Origin of the sequence: Streptomyces griseus subsp. griseus (assembly GCF_003610995.1) — a bacterium.
GTDB lineage: Bacteria > Actinomycetota > Actinomycetes > Streptomycetales > Streptomycetaceae > Streptomyces.
Genome location: NZ_CP032543.1, coordinates 4,266,660 through 4,285,673 on the forward strand (window position 1 = coordinate 4,266,660; position 19,014 = coordinate 4,285,673).

Annotated in this window: 17 protein-coding genes; 5 read left to right on the plus strand and 12 right to left on the minus strand. The window is 74.2% G+C overall.

The window, feature by feature from the left end; genetic code table 11:
* Positions 1 to 426: 426 nt before the first annotated feature.
* A complete protein-coding gene (locus D6270_RS19205; protein WP_225976902.1) occupies positions 427 to 2,598 on the plus strand; it encodes a helix-turn-helix domain-containing protein in 2,172 nt (723 codons plus the stop codon).
* A gap of 72 nt (positions 2,599 to 2,670) precedes the next feature.
* Here the strand turns inward: D6270_RS19205 and D6270_RS19210 are convergent, their stop codons facing one another.
* Together D6270_RS19210 and D6270_RS19215 are read right to left on the minus strand one after the other, a co-directional pair.
* Positions 2,671 to 3,432 (minus strand): YqjF family protein, encoded by a 762-nt coding sequence (locus tag D6270_RS19210; RefSeq protein ID WP_109164322.1) that lies wholly within the window; start codon positions 3,430 to 3,432, stop codon positions 2,671 to 2,673.
* A gap of 199 nt (positions 3,433 to 3,631) precedes the next feature.
* Positions 3,632 to 6,088, minus strand: coding sequence for a helicase-associated domain-containing protein (locus tag D6270_RS19215; protein ID WP_109164321.1), 2,457 nt, complete (start codon positions 6,086 to 6,088; stop codon positions 3,632 to 3,634).
* 64 nt (positions 6,089 to 6,152) lie between these two features.
* Here D6270_RS19215 and D6270_RS19220 point away from each other — a divergent pair, with 64 nt between their 5' ends.
* On the plus strand, positions 6,153 to 7,436 hold the full coding sequence (locus tag D6270_RS19220; RefSeq protein ID WP_109164320.1) for a hypothetical protein: 1,284 nt from the start codon (positions 6,153 to 6,155) through the stop codon (positions 7,434 to 7,436).
* Between the two features lie 19 nt (positions 7,437 to 7,455).
* Here the strand turns inward: D6270_RS19220 and D6270_RS19225 are convergent, their stop codons facing one another.
* From D6270_RS19225 to D6270_RS19240, 4 genes are read right to left on the minus strand one after another with little or no spacing between them, the layout of a single operon-like run.
* Positions 7,456 to 8,451, minus strand: a complete 996-nt coding sequence (locus D6270_RS19225; RefSeq protein WP_109164319.1) for an ABC transporter substrate-binding protein — start codon at positions 8,449 to 8,451, stop codon at positions 7,456 to 7,458.
* 3 nt (positions 8,452 to 8,454) lie between these two features.
* A complete protein-coding gene (locus D6270_RS19230) occupies positions 8,455 to 9,330 on the minus strand; it encodes an ABC transporter ATP-binding protein (protein WP_109164318.1) in 876 nt (291 codons plus the stop codon).
* Positions 9,327 to 10,397: a FecCD family ABC transporter permease gene (locus tag D6270_RS19235; protein ID WP_109167366.1), complete on the minus strand. Its 1,071-nt coding sequence runs from the start codon at positions 10,395 to 10,397 to the stop codon at positions 9,327 to 9,329. Before D6270_RS19235 ends, D6270_RS19230 begins: the two co-directional genes overlap by 4 nt.
* A 52-nt stretch (positions 10,398 to 10,449) precedes the next feature.
* Positions 10,450 to 11,502 (minus strand): FecCD family ABC transporter permease, encoded by a 1,053-nt coding sequence (locus D6270_RS19240; protein ID WP_109164317.1) that lies wholly within the window; start codon positions 11,500 to 11,502, stop codon positions 10,450 to 10,452.
* 154 nt (positions 11,503 to 11,656) lie between these two features.
* On the opposite strand from D6270_RS19240, the gene D6270_RS19245 reads away from it, so the two are divergent.
* Positions 11,657 to 12,319: an HAD family hydrolase gene (locus D6270_RS19245; protein ID WP_109167365.1), complete on the plus strand. Its 663-nt coding sequence runs from the start codon at positions 11,657 to 11,659 to the stop codon at positions 12,317 to 12,319.
* 10 nt (positions 12,320 to 12,329) lie between these two features.
* Here the strand turns inward: D6270_RS19245 and D6270_RS19250 are convergent, their stop codons facing one another.
* Positions 12,330 to 12,635: a hypothetical protein gene (locus D6270_RS19250; RefSeq protein WP_109164316.1), complete on the minus strand. Its 306-nt coding sequence runs from the start codon at positions 12,633 to 12,635 to the stop codon at positions 12,330 to 12,332.
* Positions 12,636 to 12,694: 59 nt separating this feature from the next.
* Positions 12,695 to 12,934 (minus strand): hypothetical protein, encoded by a 240-nt coding sequence (locus D6270_RS19255; protein WP_109164315.1) that lies wholly within the window; start codon positions 12,932 to 12,934, stop codon positions 12,695 to 12,697.
* Positions 12,935 to 13,114: 180 nt separating this feature from the next.
* Between D6270_RS19255 and D6270_RS33835 the strand changes: the two genes are divergently transcribed.
* On the plus strand, positions 13,115 to 13,498 hold the full coding sequence (locus D6270_RS33835; RefSeq protein ID WP_006126557.1) for a cold-shock protein: 384 nt from the start codon (positions 13,115 to 13,117) through the stop codon (positions 13,496 to 13,498).
* Between the two features lie 10 nt (positions 13,499 to 13,508).
* Here the strand turns inward: D6270_RS33835 and D6270_RS19265 are convergent, their stop codons facing one another.
* From D6270_RS19265 to D6270_RS19280, 4 genes are all read right to left on the minus strand, one after another.
* Positions 13,509 to 14,375 (minus strand): 1,4-dihydroxy-6-naphtoate synthase, encoded by an 867-nt coding sequence (locus D6270_RS19265; protein ID WP_109164314.1) that lies wholly within the window; start codon positions 14,373 to 14,375, stop codon positions 13,509 to 13,511.
* Positions 14,365 to 15,060, minus strand: coding sequence for a futalosine hydrolase (locus tag D6270_RS19270; RefSeq protein WP_109164313.1), 696 nt, complete (start codon positions 15,058 to 15,060; stop codon positions 14,365 to 14,367). Before D6270_RS19270 ends, D6270_RS19265 begins: the two co-directional genes overlap by 11 nt.
* Positions 15,061 to 15,148: 88 nt before the next feature.
* Positions 15,149 to 15,628, minus strand: a complete 480-nt coding sequence (locus D6270_RS19275) for a DUF2771 domain-containing protein (RefSeq protein ID WP_109164312.1) — start codon at positions 15,626 to 15,628, stop codon at positions 15,149 to 15,151.
* Between the two features lie 27 nt (positions 15,629 to 15,655).
* Positions 15,656 to 17,101 (minus strand): MFS transporter, encoded by a 1,446-nt coding sequence (locus D6270_RS19280; protein WP_109164311.1) that lies wholly within the window; start codon positions 17,099 to 17,101, stop codon positions 15,656 to 15,658.
* 429 nt (positions 17,102 to 17,530) lie between these two features.
* Here D6270_RS19280 and D6270_RS19290 point away from each other — a divergent pair, with 429 nt between their 5' ends.
* Positions 17,531 to 18,460 (plus strand): DUF3027 domain-containing protein, encoded by a 930-nt coding sequence (locus tag D6270_RS19290; protein ID WP_204117087.1) that lies wholly within the window; start codon positions 17,531 to 17,533, stop codon positions 18,458 to 18,460.
* Positions 18,461 to 19,014 lie beyond the last annotated feature (554 nt).

Below are 19,014 nucleotides of genomic sequence, written 5' to 3' on the forward strand. Positions count from 1 at the left end.
CACGCTGGCGGCGCGGTGGGCCCGGGCCGCGGCCGACTGGGGCGCCCGCACCCTCCACCACACGCCGGTCGCCGCCAGCACCGCCCCACCGGACCTCACGGCTGTCGAGGCTCCCGCTCTCCTCGTCGTCGAGGACGTCCATCGCGCACCGGACGGGACGGTCCCGTGGCTGCGCGCCTGGCTGCGGGAGGCCAGGCCGGGGTTCGTGACGGTGGTCAGCTACCGGCCCGCCGAACTCCCGCACCCCGCATGCCCGCTGGGAATGGATCCGGAGCTCCCGCCCGCTCTGCGCATCCGGCGCGAACGCCTCGGGCCGTGGGAGCGGGACCGGACGAGGGCACTGGCGCTGGAGGTCCTCGGTCCCGAGCGCAGCTCCGAGCGGCTCGCGGACCGGCTCCATCTGCTGGCCGGGGGAACCCGCAGACCGTGCGGGACCTGCTGGACGTCCTGGCGGAGACCACGGACGCGGCAGCGGCCCTCCAGGACGAGGAGGTGGAACCACCGGTCCGGCTCAGCCAGCACATCGCCGCACGGATGGCCACCCTGGGGGAGGACGCCACCGCCCTGGTGCGGGCCGCCGCCGTGCTCGGCGGCGGCTCCCGCGAACGGGATCTGCGACGGGTGGCCGGGCTCGGTCGGTCGGCGGCAGGAGCGGGACTGGTCCAGGCGCTGCGCTCCGGACTCCTGGAGGAGCGGGCGCCCGACCGCTACGGCTTCACGATCCCGCTCGCCGCCTCCGCCGTCCTCGCCGCTCTCCCCGGCCCGATCCGTTGCTCCCTGCACCGGCGGGCCGCCGGTGTCCTGACCCGGGGCGGCGAGGTGTCCTGGGTGGCGGTCGCGCACCACGAGCGCCTCGGGGGCCGGGAGGGCGCCTGGCTCAGGGCAGCCGAGCGCGCGGCCGACGATCCGAACGCCCTGGCCGACCCCGGCGCGGCGGTGAGCCTGCTCCGCTCCCTGCTCGGCCGCCCCGACCTGCCCGCCCGTGCGGCCGGGCGGCTCGCCCTCGGCCTGACCCGCAACGCCCTCCTCACCCTCCCCTCGGCCGGCACCGTCGACGTTCTGGGGCAGATCCTCGTCCTCTCCCAGCTCGCCGACGAGGTCCGCGGGGAGATCCGGCTGGAGCGCGGGCTGGTCCTCAACAGCCAGCTCTGCCGGAGCGAGGGAAAGGCCGAGACCGAGCGCGCCGTGTCCGAGCTGCGTTCCCGGCCCGACCTGCGCGTACGGGCCCTGGCCGCGCTCGCGAACCCGTTGTCCGCCGTCTACGGACTGGATGCCAACCTGCACTGGTGGGAGCGGGCCCGTGCCACGGCCGAGGCCTCCGGGGATCCCACGGACCTGCTCGCGGCCCGCGCCGTACGCGGGACGATCGCGGTGGCGTGCGGCGAGCGCCGGCGCGTTCCCGGACGGCCCGGCAGGCTGCCCGATCCGGACGGCGGGCCGGACTCCCGGCGCAACGAGTACCTCACCCGCGCACTGAGCAACGCGGCCTGCTGTGCCGTCTTCAACGGCGACCTCCGGCAGGCGGCGGTGCTGCTCCGCCGCAGCGCGACCCCCTGGGCCGCCGCCGCGGCCCCCTTCATCACCCAGTGCGACCGGGGGACGGAGCTGCTGCTCCGGCTGGAGCGGGGTGAGTGGTCCGGGCTCGGCCGGGAGAGCCGGGGGCTGTTGTCGGGGGTGGGCACCCGGGTGGACGCCCGGCTCGTCCTGCTGCACCTCGGCCTCGCCCAGGGGGCGTGGGAGGACTGCGTCACTCTCCAGCCCGGCCTCGACGATATGCCGCGGGTGTTCTCCCAGTTCCCCTACGAGGTGTCGGCGGCCGGCATCCGTATCCGCATGGCCGTGGCACGGCAGAACACCGCCGAGGCGGTCGCTACGGCCGACCGGATCTGGCACCGGCTGCGCGCGAAGGGCGTGTGGGTGTGGGCGGGGCACGCGGCGCCGTGGGCGGTGGAGGCCTGGCTGCTCGCGGGCGGGGAGGACACCGCGCGATCGGCGGTCGCCGAGTTCGCCTCAGGACTGCGCGCCCACCACAGCCGCACGGCGGGGGCGGCCCTGCTGCGCTGCCGGGCCCTGCTGGCGGAGCACGCGGGGGAGCGTCCGGAGGCCCGCGGGCTGTTCGGGCGGGCCGCCCTCGTGCACGAGCGGACGGGCGCCCCGTACCGCCGGGCACTCGACCTGGAGTCGGCCGGCCGGTGCGGCCTGGTGGCTCGGCCTCCCGACGCCGAAGCCGGAGGCCCGGCCGAGGGGCCGCTGCGGGACCTGGAGGAGGCGCTCCGGGTCTTTGAGTCCCTCGGGGCCTCGTGGGACGCGCTGCGGGCCCGCGGCACCCTGCGCGAACTGGCGCCTTCGGGCCATTCCCGGGCGCTCGCGGGCGAGGCGGCGGATGCCCGGGGGCGCGGGCGGCCGGCGTACGGGGACGCGCTCTCACCGCGTGAGCAGGAGGTGGCGGTCCTCGCCGCGGGAGGGCTGACCAACCGTGAGATCGCCGTCGCGCTGCACCTGTCGCCGCGCACGGTCGAGCAGCACGTGTACCGCATCATGCGCAAGACCCACGCGGTCTCCCGCCGGCATCTGCCCACGAGCCGCGCGGATTCCTGAAGCGGTGGCATCGTGCGCCTTCCGGGCAGGCTGTCGGTGAGGACGCGGCGCCCCTCGATCCGGACCCGGCGCTCAGCCGACGGTACGGGGCCTGCGCTGCGGCCCGAACCGCACGGGAACACCCGGCGAGTACAGCACGCTCACCGGCTCCCCGACCGGCGCCGGCAGCCCGGCGGCGGCCACCAGGTCCTCGTCGTACTCCAGCAGCTCCGCCCGGTGCAGGAGCCAGCGGGGATGGGCGTTGGGCAGGTGGGCGGTCCGCCCGAAGAAGGAGCTGTGCAGGGCCCAACGGGCGGTCAGGAAGTGCTCCAAGGGCGTGGGTTCGCCGATCGGATCCCCCGCCCGCAGCACGATCCGGCTCCGCGCACCGCGCGGTCCGGGCCACCGCCGGGTGCTCGTGTACGTCAGGGTGTCGCCGGAACGCGCGATGTCCATCCGCGACCACACGTACGGCAACCGGAACGCGGCCCGCGCCACGAGGACGGGGACCAGCCGCGAGGCGTCGAGGGACCGGAAGACGACACCGCGCCGCCCGTGCTCGTCCACGGAGTACAGCCGGACGTTGGTCTCCGGGAAGGTCCCCAGGTAGGGGATACCCGGCAGCCCGAGCCACCCCACCCGGTACATCCGGAACGCCACCAGCCCTACGTACGTCGTCGTCCCGTCGAAGGTGTCCGGTACCGTCCCCGCCGGCAGCAACGGAGCCACATCCGCCGGGTCGGCCGCCCAGTGCAGGAACGCCAGATCCAGCCACGACTGCGTGAGCAGTGGCGGCATCGGTCCGGCGGGCGGGTGCGGCGTCACGGTCTCAGGGGCGGGGCGGGCGCTGGACATGCCCGCAGCATCGCAGACCCTGGCGTCGCGGACCGTGGCATCGGGGACGGCAGCATCGCGGACCGCGCCATCGGAGACCGCCCGCGGCCGGAACCGGCGAAACCGGTGCAACGGCGGGCGCCACCCGGTCCCGCCCGGTTGCCCGGAACGCTTCGTCCTGCTCGGTCCTCGACACGCTCCTCGGCGAGACAGGGCGCCCCTACCCCTCCTCCGCCAGCTCCGCCACCCCCGTGATCCGGTGCAGGGCGAAGGTGCGGACCTCGTCGGCCGTGTGGTCGTACGCCGTGACGAAGCCGCCCTCCACACGGACCGGGGCGATCACGCGTTGGCTGGCCGCGCCGTCCGCGTTGACGTAGCCGATCCAGACCGCGGTGCCCGTCATCGCGGCCGCCTGGACCGTGGCCAGGGTCTCCGCCGAAGTGGTGCGGGGGAGGGAACCGGAGGCGTGCGCCCCCGTAGCGCCCTCGGGGGATTCCTTGCGGACCACCGTGGCGGCCGTGTCGCCCGCGCGGATGGCTCGGACCGCCGCGCCCAGGAGGGTGTCGTCCGGGGTCGGGGGGCCTTCCGGGACGGGAGCGGGCGGGGTGCGGGGCGGGGTGCGGCGGGCGCCGGCTCGGGTGATCAGGACGTCGCCCTCGGCGGATTCGGCGGCGGGGGCGTAGCCCATCTCGCGCAGTGCTTCGAGGAGGGAGCCGGGGTCGGCCTGGGACGCCAGGACCGTGGGGGCCAGGCGGCGCAGGCGCAGGCCGGTGGAGCGGCGGTCGGCCAGGATCTCGTTGAGGACCGCCTCGTCGTCGCAGCGTACGTACGCGGAGGCCGCCCCGATCCGCAGGTGGCCGTGGCGGCGGGCCACGTCGTCGATCAGGTAGGTCAGCGGCTGCGGCACCGGCGTCCGGCTGTGCGCGGCCAGGAACGCGTGCAGGTCGGCTGCCGCCTGCCCGGCGTCCAGCGCGCGGCGCACCGAGCCGGGCGTGAAGCGGTAGACCGTCGCCCCGCCCTTCGACTCGACGTCGGCCAGGACCGAGAGGGTCTCCGCGAGGGGGCGGTCCAGGGGGCCCGGCGCGACCGCCGTCAGGTCCGCCTGGAGCAGGACGTGGTCCAGGGGTTCGGGGAGGAGAGGGGCCAGGAGGGCGGCCGCCGCCTCCTCTCCCTCGTCCAGGAGGGCGCGGGCCTGGGCGGAGAGCGCGCCCCGGCCCGTGATCCCCAGCAGCTCCGACTCGTTCAGCGTCCAGAGCGCCAGGCGGGAGCGGAGGTCCGTCCCCTCCGCGGAGGGTGTCGGACTGCGCAACGGGCGCTCCCAGCGCAGCCGTTGCAGCAGCGTCTCCGGGTCGGGCGCGGTGCCCGGCGGCAGTTGGGCGAAGAGGGCGAGGACCCGGCGGCGTACGTCGGGGGCCGCCGAACGGTCCAGCTCGGGGCCGAGTGCGGAGAGCGCCCGGCCCTTCGCGTCCTGGCCGCCGACCAGGCCCGGGACCCGGGTGGCCGGGAGCCAGGCGGTGGCGAGGTGGGTCCAGCGGTCCTGGGCGGACAGGTCCAGCCACTCGTCGTACGCGGGCGTCGGCGCGTACCGCTCGTCGCTCTCGCCGTCCGTGGCCAGCAGTCCGGCCGCGTAGGCGAGTTCGACCCAGAACGCGGCGATCGGCTCGGCCACCTCCAGCGCGGCCGCCACCCGTTTCAGCTCCCGCACGCTCAGCCCGCCCGCGCGCAGGATCGCCGGGCCGCCGCCGTTCCAGAGCTTCAGCAGCTCCTCGACCGTGGACAGCGCCGTGAACGCCTGGCCGGCCGCCGCCCTGTCCACAGCCTGTGGATCGCGTTCGGCCGCCGCCGCTACGACCGGGGGGACCGGTTCCGGTACCCGGTGCGCCCGCCCGGCCCGTAGATGCAGGGCCGCCTCGCGGGGCAGCACCACCGTCCGCGTCGACACCGGCAGCAGCAGCCCCCGGTCGCGCAACCACTTCACGGGCGGGGTGGGGTTCGGGGTGACCTCCCCGTACGGCGGGCCCCACACCAGCCGGTCCAGCACCGACAGCGCCTCCACCGGGGCCGTGTCCAGGAGCTCCGCCATCCGCGTCCGGTCGGTGAACAGGGCGGACAGCGCCGCCACCGCCGAGACCGGGTCGTGCGTCGCGGGCAGGCCCGTCGCCGCCAGGATCTCCTGGAGCCGGCCCGGCGACATCCCCGCCGTCGCCTCCGCGACCGTGGGCCCCAGCCCGGTGGGGGAGGGGTGCTGCGGGGACGGGGCGAGCAGCTCGCGGGCCGTACGCACCAGCCGCAGCCGCTCGTCCTCGCCCCAGACCAGGGCCTGTTCGCGCAGCGTCGCCAACGCGCCCGGTAACGCGGCCGTGACCGCCGTCCCCACGTCGTCGCGCTGCTCGCCGTCGTCCAGCCCGTCGCCGGTGAGGAGCGAGAGCAGCGTGTCGTACGGGGCCGGGTCCGGGGCCACCGCCAGCGCCTCGGCGGTCTGCAGCGCGAACCGGTCCAGATGCTCCAGTGCGCGCACCACCGAGGCCCGGGTCCCGGCCCTGGTGGCGAGCTGTGTGATGTCGTTCGGCACCGGGTTGAGGAGGTCGGGGCGGGCACGCAGCAGCCCGGCCAGCGATTCGTCGCCCCGGGCGCGCAGGGCTTCGGCGAGCGTGCGCGGTGGTGTGGTCGTCCCCATCCGTCCCACGTTAGCCGCTGAAACGCTACCGTCGGGGCAGGGCCGCAAGAGGGGATGCAACCGCGTGGGGATCGAGAGCGACCAGCTCGTCTACGACTACCTGAGCCGGGTCGGCGACCTGGCCCAGCAGCAACAGCTGTCCTCCGGCGCCCGGATGCGGCTCGTCTCGACCCTGCGCGGTGAGATCGACCGCCGCCGCGTGAGCGAGGGCGCGGACTCCCCGGCGGCCGTGCGGCGGATCATCGGCAGGCTCGGTAGCCCGGACGAACTGGTCAGCGCGGCGGCGGAGTCGGGAGACGGGTCGGTGTCGCTGCCGTCGGAGCGGACGGGAGGCGGTGCGGCTGTTCCCCGGCCCCGGAGCGGGTTCCTCCGCAAGGGCCCGAAGGAGCCGGAGACGCCGGACGGGCCGGGATCGGCCTCCCGCCCCGCCCCCGGTCCCGGCCCTGCCCCCGCCCCGAAAGCCGGTTCCTGGCGGGGCGCGTCGCGGTGGGGCGCCGGGGGCCGTCGTGGGTCCGACGCGCGTGCGGGGGCCGACTCCCCTAAGGACGACGGCCCCGACTCCCGTACCGGGCCCGGTCCTGGAGACCGACGTCCCGGCGACCACCCCCGAACCCACTCCGACCTCACCAAGTCCACCGGCCCCGACGAAGCCCCCCCAGCCGACGCCACCCCCTGGCCCCGCCCCTCCGCCCCCCACATCCTCGGCCCCGACCAGCAGAGCACCGGCGACGATGAGTGGTGGCGGCTGGAGCCCGGGCCCTTCGACGCGGGAACCGCCATCCCCGGGTTCTTCGGCGGTATCGAGGCGCCGGAACTCCTCGGCAGACGCCCGCAGAAGCCCGGTGCCGCAGAGGCGAAAGAGGAGAGCGCGGAGGAGGAGGGTACGGAGGACGCCGAACCCGGCACCGGCGGAGAACCCCGCCGCCGCGCCCTCCGCATCCCCCGCCCCCGGCGCCGCAAGCCCGTCGTCGTGGCCGAACCCGTGGTCGCCGCCGCCCCCGTCCGGCGTGGCGGCTTCGCCCACCCCCTGCTGCTCCTGGCCGCCGTGCTGCTCGTCGCCGGGGTGGTCACCGGCTCCTGGATCCCGCTCGCGGGCGGCTGGCTCATCGCGTACGGCTCGCGGACCCTCTCCCGTACGGAGGCCAAGTGGGCGGCCCTCGGGCTGCCGGGCGTCGTCGTCGCCGGGGCGCTCGTCTGGGTGTGGGGGCGGGTGGACGGGCGGTGGGGCGAGCCCGTCGCGGACGGGGCGCTCCGTGACGTCCTGGTCGGCGCCTGGCCCGTGGTCGTCCGTATCGCGGCCGTCGCCTCCGCGCTCTACCTGGTGTGGCGGGCGCGGAGGCGAGGGTGAGGCCCGGAGAGAGCGGCGGCTACTTCGCCAGGCTGGTCTGCAGCTCGCTCAGGATCTTGTCGGCCGCCGTGTAGCCGATGCCCTGGATCCACAGCTGGTCGTCGACCGCGAAGACCTTGCCGTTCTTCACCGCGTCCATGTTCTTCCACAGGCCGCTGCCGGTGGTCTGGGTCTCCTTGGACTTCTTCGGGTCGCCGTACGTCGAGTGGAAGACCGCGTCCGCGTCCGCGAGGTCGATCTTCTCCGGGCTGACGTCGTACGAGAAGCCGTCCTTGGCCTTGTCCGTGATGGCCGGCCGGCCGAGGCCGACGTCGGCGAGGATCGTGGCGATGTAGTTCTTCCTGCCGTAGATGCGGATGTCCGCGCCCTCGACGAACCGGACCATGCTGACCTCGGTCGCCCCGGCCTTCTCCCTGCCGCCGAGCGCCTTCGTCACGTCGGCCACGTGGCGCGCGTAGTCGTCGGTGACCATCTTCGCCTCGGCCTTCTTGCCCAGGGCCTCCGCGTGGACCTGGAAGTTCTCCTTCCAGGGGTGGCCGGTGTTCTCCGTCATCACGGTCGGCGCGATCTTGGAGAGCTCGGCGTACTTGTCGCCGTGCCGGATCTTGCTGGTGAGGATGAGGTCGGGCTTCAGACCGGCGATGGCCTCCAGGTTCGGGGTCATCATCCGGCCGACGTCCGTGACGCCCGCGACCTGGTCCTTCGGCAGGTAGTTGAGGAAGCCGGAGTCCACGTCCGCGTGGGTCGCGCCGACCGGCTTCACGCCGAGGGTGAGGACCGAGTCGAGTTCGGCGGTGTCCAGGACGACGACCCGCTGCGGGGCGGCCGGTACCTTCACGTCGCCCATCGCCGTCCTCACCGTACGAGGCGCCCCGGCGGACCCCTCGGAGTCGGAGCCGGACGCCGAACCGGACTCCGTCGAGAAGCCGCAGGCGGACAGGGCCAGGGCGGCGGCCACGGTCAGGGACGCGGCGGCGAGCGTACGGGAGCGGTGGCTGGGGGTCTTGGCGGTCATGGCTCAGAGGGCCTTTCCGGGAGTCGGGACGGCGGCGGGAGCGGGGTCCGGGCTCCAGGGGGCTCCCGGGACGACGAGCGGCGAACCCGTCACCGGGTCCGGGACGATCACCGCCTCCAGGCCGAAGACCTCGCGGACGAGCCCGGCGGTGACGACGTCCCCCGGCCGGCCCTCGGCGACGATCCGGCCCGCCTTCATGGCGACCAGGTGATCGGCGTACCGGGCCGCCTGGTTGAGGTCGTGCAGCACGGTGACGACGGTACGGCCGCGGGCGCCGTCGGCGGCAGGCGCCGCCAACTGGCGTACCAGGTCCAGGACTTCCACCTGGTGGGCGATGTCCAGGTACGTGGTCGGCTCGTCGAGGAGCAGCAGGTCCGTCTCCTGCGCGAGCGCCATCGCGATCCACACCCGCTGGCGCTGCCCGCCCGACAGCTCGTCCACCGACCGGTCGGCCAACGCCGTCACATCCGTACGGGCCATGGCCTCGGTCACCGCCCGCTCGTCCGCGTCCGACCACTGCTGCCACCAGCTCTGGTGCGGCTGGCGGCCCCGGGCGACGAGGTCGGAGACGCTGATCGCCTCGGGGGCCACCGGCGTCTGCGGGAGCAGCCCGATGGACTGGGCGATGCGCTTGGTCGGTATCCGGGCCAGCTCCGTACCGTCCAGCAAAACCGCCCCGCCGCGCGGCTTCAGCAGCCGGCCGAGGGCGCGCAGGGTGGTGGACTTGCCGCAGGCGTTCGGGCCGACGATGACGGTGACCTGGCCGTCGGGCACGGCGAGGTCCAGTCCGTGGACGACGGTGCGGTCCTCGTACGCGAGGGTCAGGGCGCGGGCGGCCAGCCGGGAACCCTGCTGCGGGGAGTCGGTCGTCGGGCTCATGCGGTGCCTCCACTGCGGCCGCGGTGACCGCGGATGATCAGCCAGATCAGGTACGGGGCGCCGACCGCCGCCGTGAGGACGCCCACCGGCAGTTCGGTGGGCGAGAACAGCCTGCGGGCGAGCAGGTCGCCGAGGACGACGATCACCGCGCCCAGCAGGGCCGAGGAGACCAGCGGGATCTGTGCGGTACGGGTCATCCGGCGGGCGATCTGCGGCGCGAGCAGCGCCACGAAGTCCACCGGGCCCGCCGTGCCCGTCGCCACGGAGGCCAGGACCACCCCGAGGGCGACGAGTCCGAGCCGTACGCGCCCCAGGCGCACGCCCAGCGCGGTCGCGGTGTCGTCGTCCATCGTGACGGTCCGCTGCGCGCGGGCCGCCCACGCGACGGCCGGCAGCAGGACGACGAGCGTCCAGGCGAGCGGGGCGGCCTCCGGCCAGCCGCGCCCGTTCAGTGAGCCGGTCATCCAGATCTGCGCCTGCTGCGCGACCAGGTAGTCGCCCTTGGTCAGGAAGAGCGTGGTCACCGAGCGCAGCGCGATCGCGAAGCCGATGCCGATGAGGACGAAGCGGGTGGCGTGCAGACCGCCGCGCCACGCGAAGACGTACACGAGCGCGGCGGCGGCGACGCCGCCGATGACGGAGAGGTAGGGCAGGAACGTGTACGAGGTGATGCCGAAGGTCATCGCGCCGACCGTGAGCGCGCTGGCCCCCTGGCTGATGCCGATGATGTCGGGGCTGGCGAGCGGGTTGCGGGCGACGGTCTGGATCAGTGCGCCCGCGATCCCGAAGGCCAGGCCCACCAGCACCCCGACGGCCATGCGGGGCAGCCGGAGCGTGCCGACGACCAGCTCGGCGGAGGACGGCTGCCCGAGGACCACCTTCACGACCTCGCCGGGCGCGACGAAGCTCTCGCCGGCACAGAGGTACGCGACGCAGACGGCGGCCAGGAGTACGGCGAGGGCGGCGGCGACGACGGACGCCCGCCGGTGCAGCAGGAACCGGCCACGCGGCCCGGCCTTCACGACGGAGTACCCGGCGGGCCGGACCCGTACAGCCGGGTCAGCCACGGACGACTTGCTCACGCGGGCACCGCCTTCCGGCGGCCGACGAGGGTGGAGCTCATGCGGGCACCGCCTTCCGGCGTACGAGGGTGACCAGGAACGGCACCCCGATCAGCGCCGTCATCACACCCGCCGGGACCTCGCTCGGCGGGAACACGATCCGGCCGACGACATCCGAGACGAGCAGCATCACCGGCCCGATCAGCGCCGCCATCGGCAGCACCCAGCGGTGGTCGTTGCCGACGACCGCGCGGGCGATGTGCGGGACGGCGAGCCCGATGAACGCGATCGGCCCGGCGGCGGCCACCCCGACCCCGGTCAGCACGGTCGCCCCGATCCCGCCGACGATGCGGACCGCCGCGACGTTCTGCCCGAGCCCCTTGGCCACGTCCTCGCCGAGCGCGAGCGCGTCCAGGCCGCGGGCCACCGAGAGCACCAGCACCGCGCCCAGCAGCAGGAACGGCCACACCTGCTGCACGACGTCCGCCTCCCGCCCGGCGATCGACCCGACCTGCCAGAAGCGGAACTCGTCCAGCGCGGACGCCTTCGTCGTGAGGACCCCCATCGTCACCGACACCAGCAGCGCGTTGATCGCCGCCCCGCCGAGCGCGAGCTTCACCGGGGTCGCGCCACCGCGCCCGCTGGAGGCGATGGCGTACACGGCGACCGAGGCGACGGCGGCGCCCGCGAAGGCGAACCAGACGTACCCGGTCAGCGTGTGCACCCCCGCGAACGCGATGGCCAGCACCACCGCGACCGACGCCCCCTGGCTGATGCCGAGGATGCCGGGGTCGGCGATGGGGTTACGGGTGATCCCCTGGAGCACCGTGCCCGCCAGGGCCAGCGCGGCGCCCACCATCAGGCCGATCAGCGTGCGCGGCACCCGCATCGTGCGGATCACCTCGGCGGCGTCCGAGTCCCCGCCGTGCAGCAGGGCGTCGAACACCTCGCCCGGCGGGATGGAGCGCGCCCCGACCGCCAGGCTCAGCAGGACGGCCAGCGCCAGCGCGACGACGGCGGCGGCCGTGGCGGTCGCGCGCCGGGAGAGGCGGGGTGCGCGGGGTGTCGGAGGCGCGACGGCCGGTGCCGGTGCTGGCGCGGGCGCTGACATCTGAACCAATCGGGAGGGACGGCGGGACGGACTCGGGGACGGCTTCGCGAGGATTACTAAGGCTTGGCTAAGTTCTGGCTCAGTCTAGGTGGCGGGGATTCGGCCGAGGACGGGGGTGGGCCGGTCCGCCGGCCCCGTCGGCACAATGGTCCCCATGGCTTCCACGGCTTCGAGCCCCCACACGGTCCCGCCCACAGCCCCCCTCACGGTCGGCTTCGACCTCGACATGACCCTCGTCGACTCCCGGGCCGGTATCGCCGCCACCTACCGGGCCCTCTCCGCGGAGACGGGCGTCCCCATCGACGACGCCCTGGTGGTGAGCCGGATCGGCCCGCCGCTGGAGGAGGAGCTGGCGCACTGGTTCCCGGCCGATAAGGTGGCCGCCGCGGGCGACCGCTACCGGGCGCTCTACCCCGACCACGCGATAGCGCCGAGCACGGCACTCCCCGGGGCGCGGGAGGCGATCGCCGGGGTACGGGCGCTCGGCGGCCGGGCGATCGTGGTGACGGCGAAGTACGAGCCGAACGCCAAGCTGCACCTGGCGCACCTCGGGATGGAGCCGGACTCGGTGATCGGCTGGCTCTGGGCCGAGGCCAAGGGCGAGGCGCTGCGGGAGCACGGGGCGCAGGTCTACGTGGGCGACCACGTCGGGGACGTCCGCGGGGCGCGGGCGGCCGGGGCGCTGTCGGTCGCCGTGACGACGGGCCCGTGCGGCGAGCAGGAGCTGCGGGCGGCGGGCGCGGACGTGGTGCTGGCGGACCTGACGGAGTTCCCGGCCTGGCTGCGGGCGTTCGAGGCGAGCCGCGCGGCGGCCTGAGAACTTGGGCCTACCGCCCGTCGGTCACCCGGTCGATCACCCAGTCGAGGCCGTGCGGCCCCGGCTCGTACGAGGGTGCCTGCCGCCACACCTCGCTGAACCCCCCGACGAGGGCCGAGCGGGCATCGGCGCCCTCCGGCAGCCGGGACCGCAGCAGCTCCAGCAGGAGTGGGGCGAGCAGGTCGTAGAGCTGACCGAGCGCGTCACTGCTGCCGTGGGCGATCTGTACGAGGAGGTCGTCGACGTGTGCTGTGGCCCGGCCCGGAACGTCACAGGCTGCGGGATGGACCTTGAGGGCGTGCCCTGCGTGCTTCACGCGACCGAGCCTAACCACCCCGGACGACCGGCGTGATCCGGACGAAAGATCCAAAGTCCCTAACCCCGGCTCGCCGCCCGCTTGGGGGAGCTCAGCCATACCGAGCGCACGACGCCCGCCCCGGCGATCAGGAAGCCGACGCCCATGAACATGCAGACCCCGTACGCGATCGGGGGGAACGGCTCCGTACCGAGGAAGAGCGGGGCGACCGTGACCAGAGTGGCCAACGCGCCGACGAAAAAGACGATGGCGCCGATCGATACGAGCCGGTCGCCGGCGCCTGAAGGAGTAGTGGTCACGCCACCAGGGTAGTTCCCTGCCCGGAGGAACACTCCGGCGACGTCTTGTCACCGGCCGCAGGGCCATTAGCCTTGGTCCAGGCGGGTCACGGTGACCCGCTGTACTGCTATCCGGAGCCGTTGCCCGTTGTCGCGCACGGCTCTTTCCGCACATTGACGAGTACGAGGACGGGGACAGACGTGCCCACCGGCAAGGTGAAGTGGTTCAACAGCGAGAAGGGCTTCGGCTTTCTCTCCCGCGACGACGGCGGCGACGTCTTCGTGCACTCGTCGGTACTCCCTGCCGGGGTCGACGCACTCAAGCCCGGCCAGCGTGTGGAGTTCGGCGTGGTCGCGGGCCAGCGCGGTGACCAGGCCCTGTCCGTGGTGGTCCTCGACCCGACCCCGTCCGTCGCGGCCGCCCAGCGCCGCAAGCCGGACGAGCTGGCGTCGATCGTGCAGGACCTGACGACGGTTCTGGAGAACATCACGCCCCAGCTGGAGCGCGGCCGCTACCCGGACAAGGCCGCGGGCGCCAAGATCGCGGGCCTGCTGCGCGCGGTCGCGGACCAGCTGGACGTGTAGCCGCCGGACCTCAGCGTGCCGGGAACGCCAGCGCGTCGGGGCCGAGGGGCGGTACGAGTCCCTCGGCCGCGGCGCGGGTGAGCAGCCCGCGGACGGCCGCGTAGCCGTCCTCGCCGAGGTCGGCGGTGAACTCGTTGACGTACAGGCCGATGTGCTGGTCGGCGACGGCCGGGTCCATCTCCTGGGCGTGCTCCTGGACGTAGGGCCGCGAGACCTCGGGGTGGTCCCAGGCCATCCGGACCGAGCTGCGGATGGAGTCGGCCAGGCGGCGCAGGGTCTCCTCGCCGAGGGAGCGCCTGGCGATGATCGCGCCGAGGGGGATCGGCAGGCCGGTGGTGTCCTCCCAGTGGCGTCCCATGTCGGCCAGGTTGTGCAACCCGAACGTGTGGTAGGTGAAACGGGCCTCGTGGATGACGAGGCCCGCGTCGACCTTGCCGTCCCGGACCGCCGGCATGATCTCGTCGAACGGCATGACGACGACCTCGCCGACCCCGCCCGGGACCATCTCCGCCGCCCAGAGCCGGAACAGCAGGTACGCCGTGGAGCGCTCGCTCGGGACGGCGACGGTCCGCCCCGTCAGGTCGATGCCCAGCTCCTTGGTGAGGACCAGCGGGCCGCAGCCCCGGCCCAGCGCCCCGCCGCACGGCAGGAGCGCGTACTCCTCCAGCACCCAGGGCAGCACCGCGTAGGACACCTTCAGCACGTCCAGCTCGCCGCGCTCGGCCATGCCGTTGGTGAGGTCGATGTCCGCGAAGGTCACATCCAGCGCGGGCGCGCCGGGGACCCGGCCGTGGGCCCAGGCGTCGAAGACGAACGTGTCGTTGGGGCAGGGCGAGAAGGCGATCTCGATCGGGCCCGGGTGTGCGTCAGTGGTCATGCCGGTTCCAACCTTCCAGTACGGGTGCGCTCTTCCCGAACGCCGCGGTGAGCGCGGCCAGCGCGTCGCCGATGCGCCAGGACGCGCGGTCGCGGGGGCCGACGGTGTTCGAGACCGCCCGCACCTCCAGTGCGGGCACCCCGGCCCGTTCGGCGGCCTCCGCCACCCCGAACCCCTCCATCGCCTCGGCCAGCGCACCCGGGTGCGCGGCGAGCAGGGCGGCGGTGCGGGCGGCGGTGCCGGTCACGGTGGAGACGGTGAGGACGGGGCCGGGGGCGCCTCCGGCGGCCGACGCCACCTCCCGTACGAGCGCGGGCGGCGGGGTGAAGCGGTCCCGGCCGAAGCCGAGCGCGGTGACGGGCAGGAAGCCGTCCGGGGTCTCGGCGCCCAGGTCGGCCGCCACGATGTCGCTCGCCACGACGAGGGAGCCGAGGGGGGCCGCGGGGGCGAACCCGCCGCCGATCCCGGCGGAGACGACCAGCCCGTAGGGGTGCTGGGCGGACGCCAGCGCGAACGCCGCCGCCGCCGCTGCCGCCGCCGGGCCGGCCCCGCCCGCCAGGACGTCGAACGCGCCTCTGCGGTGCAGCTCGGCCCCCGGCAGGGTGAGGGTCTCCTCCGTACCCCCGAACGCACGCGTGACCGCGTCCCGTTCCACCGGGACAGCGGTCACGACGAGCACACGCACAGGGGGAGCCTCAGGGCCTCAGGAGGGACGGGGGGACGACGGCCGGAACGTCTTCCTGAGCTCGGTCAGGACGTCCACTCGATCTCGGTCAGGACGTCTTCTTGAGCTCGAACTGCCAGATGCCGGTGAGCTTCTTGCCGTTCGTCTCGACGATGGAGATGTTCGTCTTGCTGGCGGGCTCGCCCGTCTGGCTGGCGAAGAAGGCGCTGCCGGGGATCGTCCGGTAGGTCTTCTTGAACGGCTCCTGCTCGGCCTGCTGGCCGTTGATGAAGAGCGTCCAGCCGTGGTCGGCGATCTCGGGGTCGACGCCGAAGCGGACCTTGTCGTCCATGGCGACCTCGATGGTCTTGTCGGCCTTCTTGTTGAGGCAGCCCTGGATCAGCGACTCCTTGATCGCCTCACCGTCGTTGTAGCAGGCCGCCTCGGTGTTCACCGAGGTCGTGCCGACCGTCACGGTGGCGAGCGGCGTCGGCTTGTCGCAGGCGGACAGGACAAGGAGTCCCGCGGACACGGCACCAAGAGCGACGCCGATTCGACGGCCCTTACCGGAGAAGAACGCAACGGTCATGGGCCGAAGGCTATCGGTCGCGTCCGCTCACGCCACGCGGGGGTGCGGCGAGCCGCGCCGCGCGGACCCCAGGAGACCCCGTACGGACGTGGCCGCGCCGAGGGCGAGGATGCCCGCGGCGACCGACATGCCGAGCACCGCGTTGAGCGGCAGCGCGATCCCGATGCCGCCGCCGACCACCCACGCCATCTGGAGCAGGGTCTCGGACCGGGCGAAGGCGGAGGTACGGACCTCCTCGGGGACGTCCCGCTGGATCATCGCGTCCAGCGACAGCTTGGAGAGGGCCTGGGTGAACCCGGCGACCGCGCCGAGCGCCGCGACCGCCGCGGTGGAGAAGAAGACCGCGGCGAGGACCGCCGTGCCCAGGGCCAGCCCCAGCACCGTCGCGATGATCACCTCGGGCCCGCGCGCCCGGAGCCACGCGCCCACCGCCGTACCGCAGGCGTTCCCGACCCCGGCCGACACGCCGACGATGGCGAGCGAGACGGCCGCGCTCTGGCCGGCCATCGGGTGCTCGCGCAGCAGGAACGCCAGGAAGAAGATGAGGAACCCGGAGAGGGCCCGGTGCGCGGCGTTGGCCTGGAGGCCGTGGAGCACCGACCCGCCGACGGACCGCAGACCGGGCGGACGCTCCTTGGCCGGTTTCTCCCCGTTGCCCTTCCTGCCGCGCTGCGGCTTCGGGTCGGCGGAGCGCGGTACGGGCTCGGGGCGGTGCGGGAGGTGCGCGTGGTCCTGCGGGTCGATCAGGCGGGCCCGGCGCTCACCCTTGGCGGAGTCGACCTTGGGCGGCATCGTGAAGGCGAGGAAGGTGCCCACGATGAAGATCGCGCAGGCGCCGTAGAGCGGCCAGGCGGAGCCGACGGTCTGGAGGCCGGCCCCGATCGGGGCCGCCACCCCCGTGGCGAGGAGCCCTGCCAGGGTGACCCGTGAGTTGGCTTTGACCAGGGAGAACTTCGGTGGCAGCAGCCGTGGCACGACCGCGCTGCGCACCACCCCGTACGCCTTCGAGGAGACCAGCACCCCCAGCGCCGCCGGATACAGCTCCAGGCCGCCGGTGGCGACCGCGCCCGACATGGTGATCGCCAGCAGCGCGCGGGCCAGCATCGCGCCCGCCATCGCGGCCCGGCGGCCGTGCGGCAGCCGGTCCAGCAGCGGGCCGATCACCGGCGCGAGGAGCGTGAAGGGGGCCATGGTGATGGCGAGGTAGAGCGCGACGCGCCCGCGCGCCTCGTCGGTCGGCACGGAGAAGAAGACGGTGGAGGCGAGGGCGACGGTGATCATGACGTCACCGGCGCCGTTCACCGCGTGCAGCTCGATGAGTTTGCCGAGGCCGGATTCACCGGCTCCATGGGCGTGCGTCGCCTTGCGGATGCCGCGCGCCGCGCCGGTGAACGGGGTCCGCAGGGCACGACCTGTCGCCCGCCCCGCCCTGCGGAGCGGGCCGGGACCGTCGTGCGACCTGGCGGAAGTCACCCCGTCATAGTGCCCCAACCCTGGCCGGTATGAACGGTGATCGGCTACGGACTCGCACGTGACGTCCTGTCGGACCAGTGGCGGCGGGCTCGGAGCGCGTGCGCCGCGGGGCGGGTCGCGCAAGCCCTCCAGGGCGGCGGTGGCCGGATGTCGGAGAGACGGATACGGCACGTTTGGGACGTGCAGGTGGGCGCGGAGCGGCGGAGAGGGTAGCGTGCGTAACGCGCCACCGGCGGTTGTTCTTGGCCGCGCGCCTCTCCGCGATCCCGCAGAATGGGTGGCAGAAGGCGCGCCCGAGGCAGGCACAACGGGTGTGGACGTCGACGCGGCCCCCAGGTCCGCTCCGCCCGCAACTGTCTGGCCGAAAACGGCAATCGTGCAGCAGCTGGCGCGCTCGTGAGACTGGCGTATGGAGAGAAGCGAAGACCTGTGAGTGCTGCGACGACGCGAAGCCGTACGGCCCGTACCCCCGTTCCCGACCGCCTGTGCGCCGAGGCGGTCGACCTCGCGCGCGCCGCGGCGGAGGAAGCCGCCGCGCCCGGCGTGGTCGGTGAGCATGCCGGTGTGGTCTCCGAGGGGGACCGTGTCGTCACGCACTATTTCGAGTCCAAGGAGCCCGGCTACCGGGGCTGGCGTTGGGCGGTGACCGTCGCGCGGGCCTCCCGTGCGAAGAACGTCACCCTGGACGAGACGGTGCTGCTGCCGGGGTCCGACGCGCTCCTGGCGCCGGAGTGGGTGCCGTGGAGCGAGCGGCTGCGCCCCGGTGACATGGGCCCGGGCGACCTGCTGCCGACCGAGGCGGAGGACCTGCGCCTGGAGCCGGGCTGGACCGGCGAGGACGAGCCGCCGCCGAACTCGGTCGTCTCCGAGGAGCTGGCCGAGCTCGTCGACGCGGAGGACGCGGAGCTGACGGACCGGCCGGTGGCCGCCACCAGCCGGGGCTCCATCGCGGCGGTGGCCGAGGAGCTGGGTACGCGGCGGGCGCGGGTGCTGTCGCGGTACGGGCTGTACGAGGCGGCGGACCGCTGGGACGAGGCGTTCGGCCCGAAGACCCCGATGGCGCAGGCGGCACCGGCGACGTGTGTGAGCTGCGCGTTCCTGATTCCGATGGCGGGCTCCCTGAAGCAGGCCTTCGGGGTGTGCGCGAACGAGTTCGGCCCGGCGGACGGGCATGTGGTGTCGCTGGCGTACGGGTGTGGGGGGCACTCGGAGGCGGCGGTGATGCCGAAGCCGGTGCGGCCGGCGGATCATGCGCTGGACACGATGCGGGTGGACGAGTACGTGCTGCGCCCCGAGCGCGGCGAGGGCTCAATCCCACCCGAGGCGGACGGCGCGTCGGAGGACCTGGGGCACTCGTAGGACGGCCACGCGCTGTGCCCTCAAGCGCCGGACGGGCTCGATTTCGGCGGGGCGGGGACCTTTCAGGCCTGTGGGCGGTGATCCTTGCGGTCCGTGGGGTGGTGACCGTTCCGGTCCGTGGGGCGGTGGGCATTCCGGCCTGTGGGGCAGTGATCCTTACGTTCCGTGGGGTGGTGGGCATTCCGGCCTGTGGGGCGGTGACCGTTCCTGTCCGTGGGGTGGTGACCGTTCCGGTCCGTGGGGTGGTGGGCATTCCGGCCTGTGGGCGGTGACCCTTCCGGTCCGTCGGGCGGTGAGCATTCCAGCCCGTCCGGCGTTTGAGGACGGAACCGTCGACGGGGCGTCGGGCGCCTCTGCTGGGGTGCTGGGCTCCGGGGCCCTGTTCTTGTGCCGCCCACCCAGCCAAGGGTTCCGTCCTCAAACGCCGGACGGGCTGGGGTGGGTTTGGGTTCCGGCTGCGAGCGCCGGACGGGCTGGGGTGGGTTTGGGTTCCGGCTGCGAGCGCCGGACGGGCTGGGGTGGGCCCGGGATACGGCCGCACACGCCGGACGGGC

Excerpts from the sequence above, each read along its gene's own strand:
- D6270_RS19275 (WP_109164312.1), bottom strand. The coding sequence starts at position 15,628 with ATGACCGTTGCGTTCTTCTCCGGTAAGGGCCGTCGAATCGGCGTCGCT.
- D6270_RS19245 (WP_109167365.1), top strand. The coding sequence starts at position 11,657 with ATGGCTTCCACGGCTTCGAGCCCCCACACGGTCCCGCCCACAGCCCCC.
- D6270_RS19225 (WP_109164319.1), bottom strand. The coding sequence starts at position 8,451 with ATGACCGCCAAGACCCCCAGCCACCGCTCCCGTACGCTCGCCGCCGCG.
- D6270_RS19210 (WP_109164322.1), bottom strand. The coding sequence starts at position 3,432 with ATGTCCAGCGCCCGCCCCGCCCCTGAGACCGTGACGCCGCACCCGCCC.
- D6270_RS19215 (WP_109164321.1), bottom strand. The coding sequence starts at position 6,088 with ATGGGGACGACCACACCACCGCGCACGCTCGCCGAAGCCCTGCGCGCC.
- D6270_RS19240 (WP_109164317.1), bottom strand. The coding sequence starts at position 11,502 with ATGTCAGCGCCCGCGCCAGCACCGGCACCGGCCGTCGCGCCTCCGACA.
- D6270_RS19230 (WP_109164318.1), bottom strand. The coding sequence starts at position 9,330 with ATGAGCCCGACGACCGACTCCCCGCAGCAGGGTTCCCGGCTGGCCGCC.
- D6270_RS19265 (WP_109164314.1), bottom strand. The coding sequence starts at position 14,375 with ATGACCACTGACGCACACCCGGGCCCGATCGAGATCGCCTTCTCGCCC.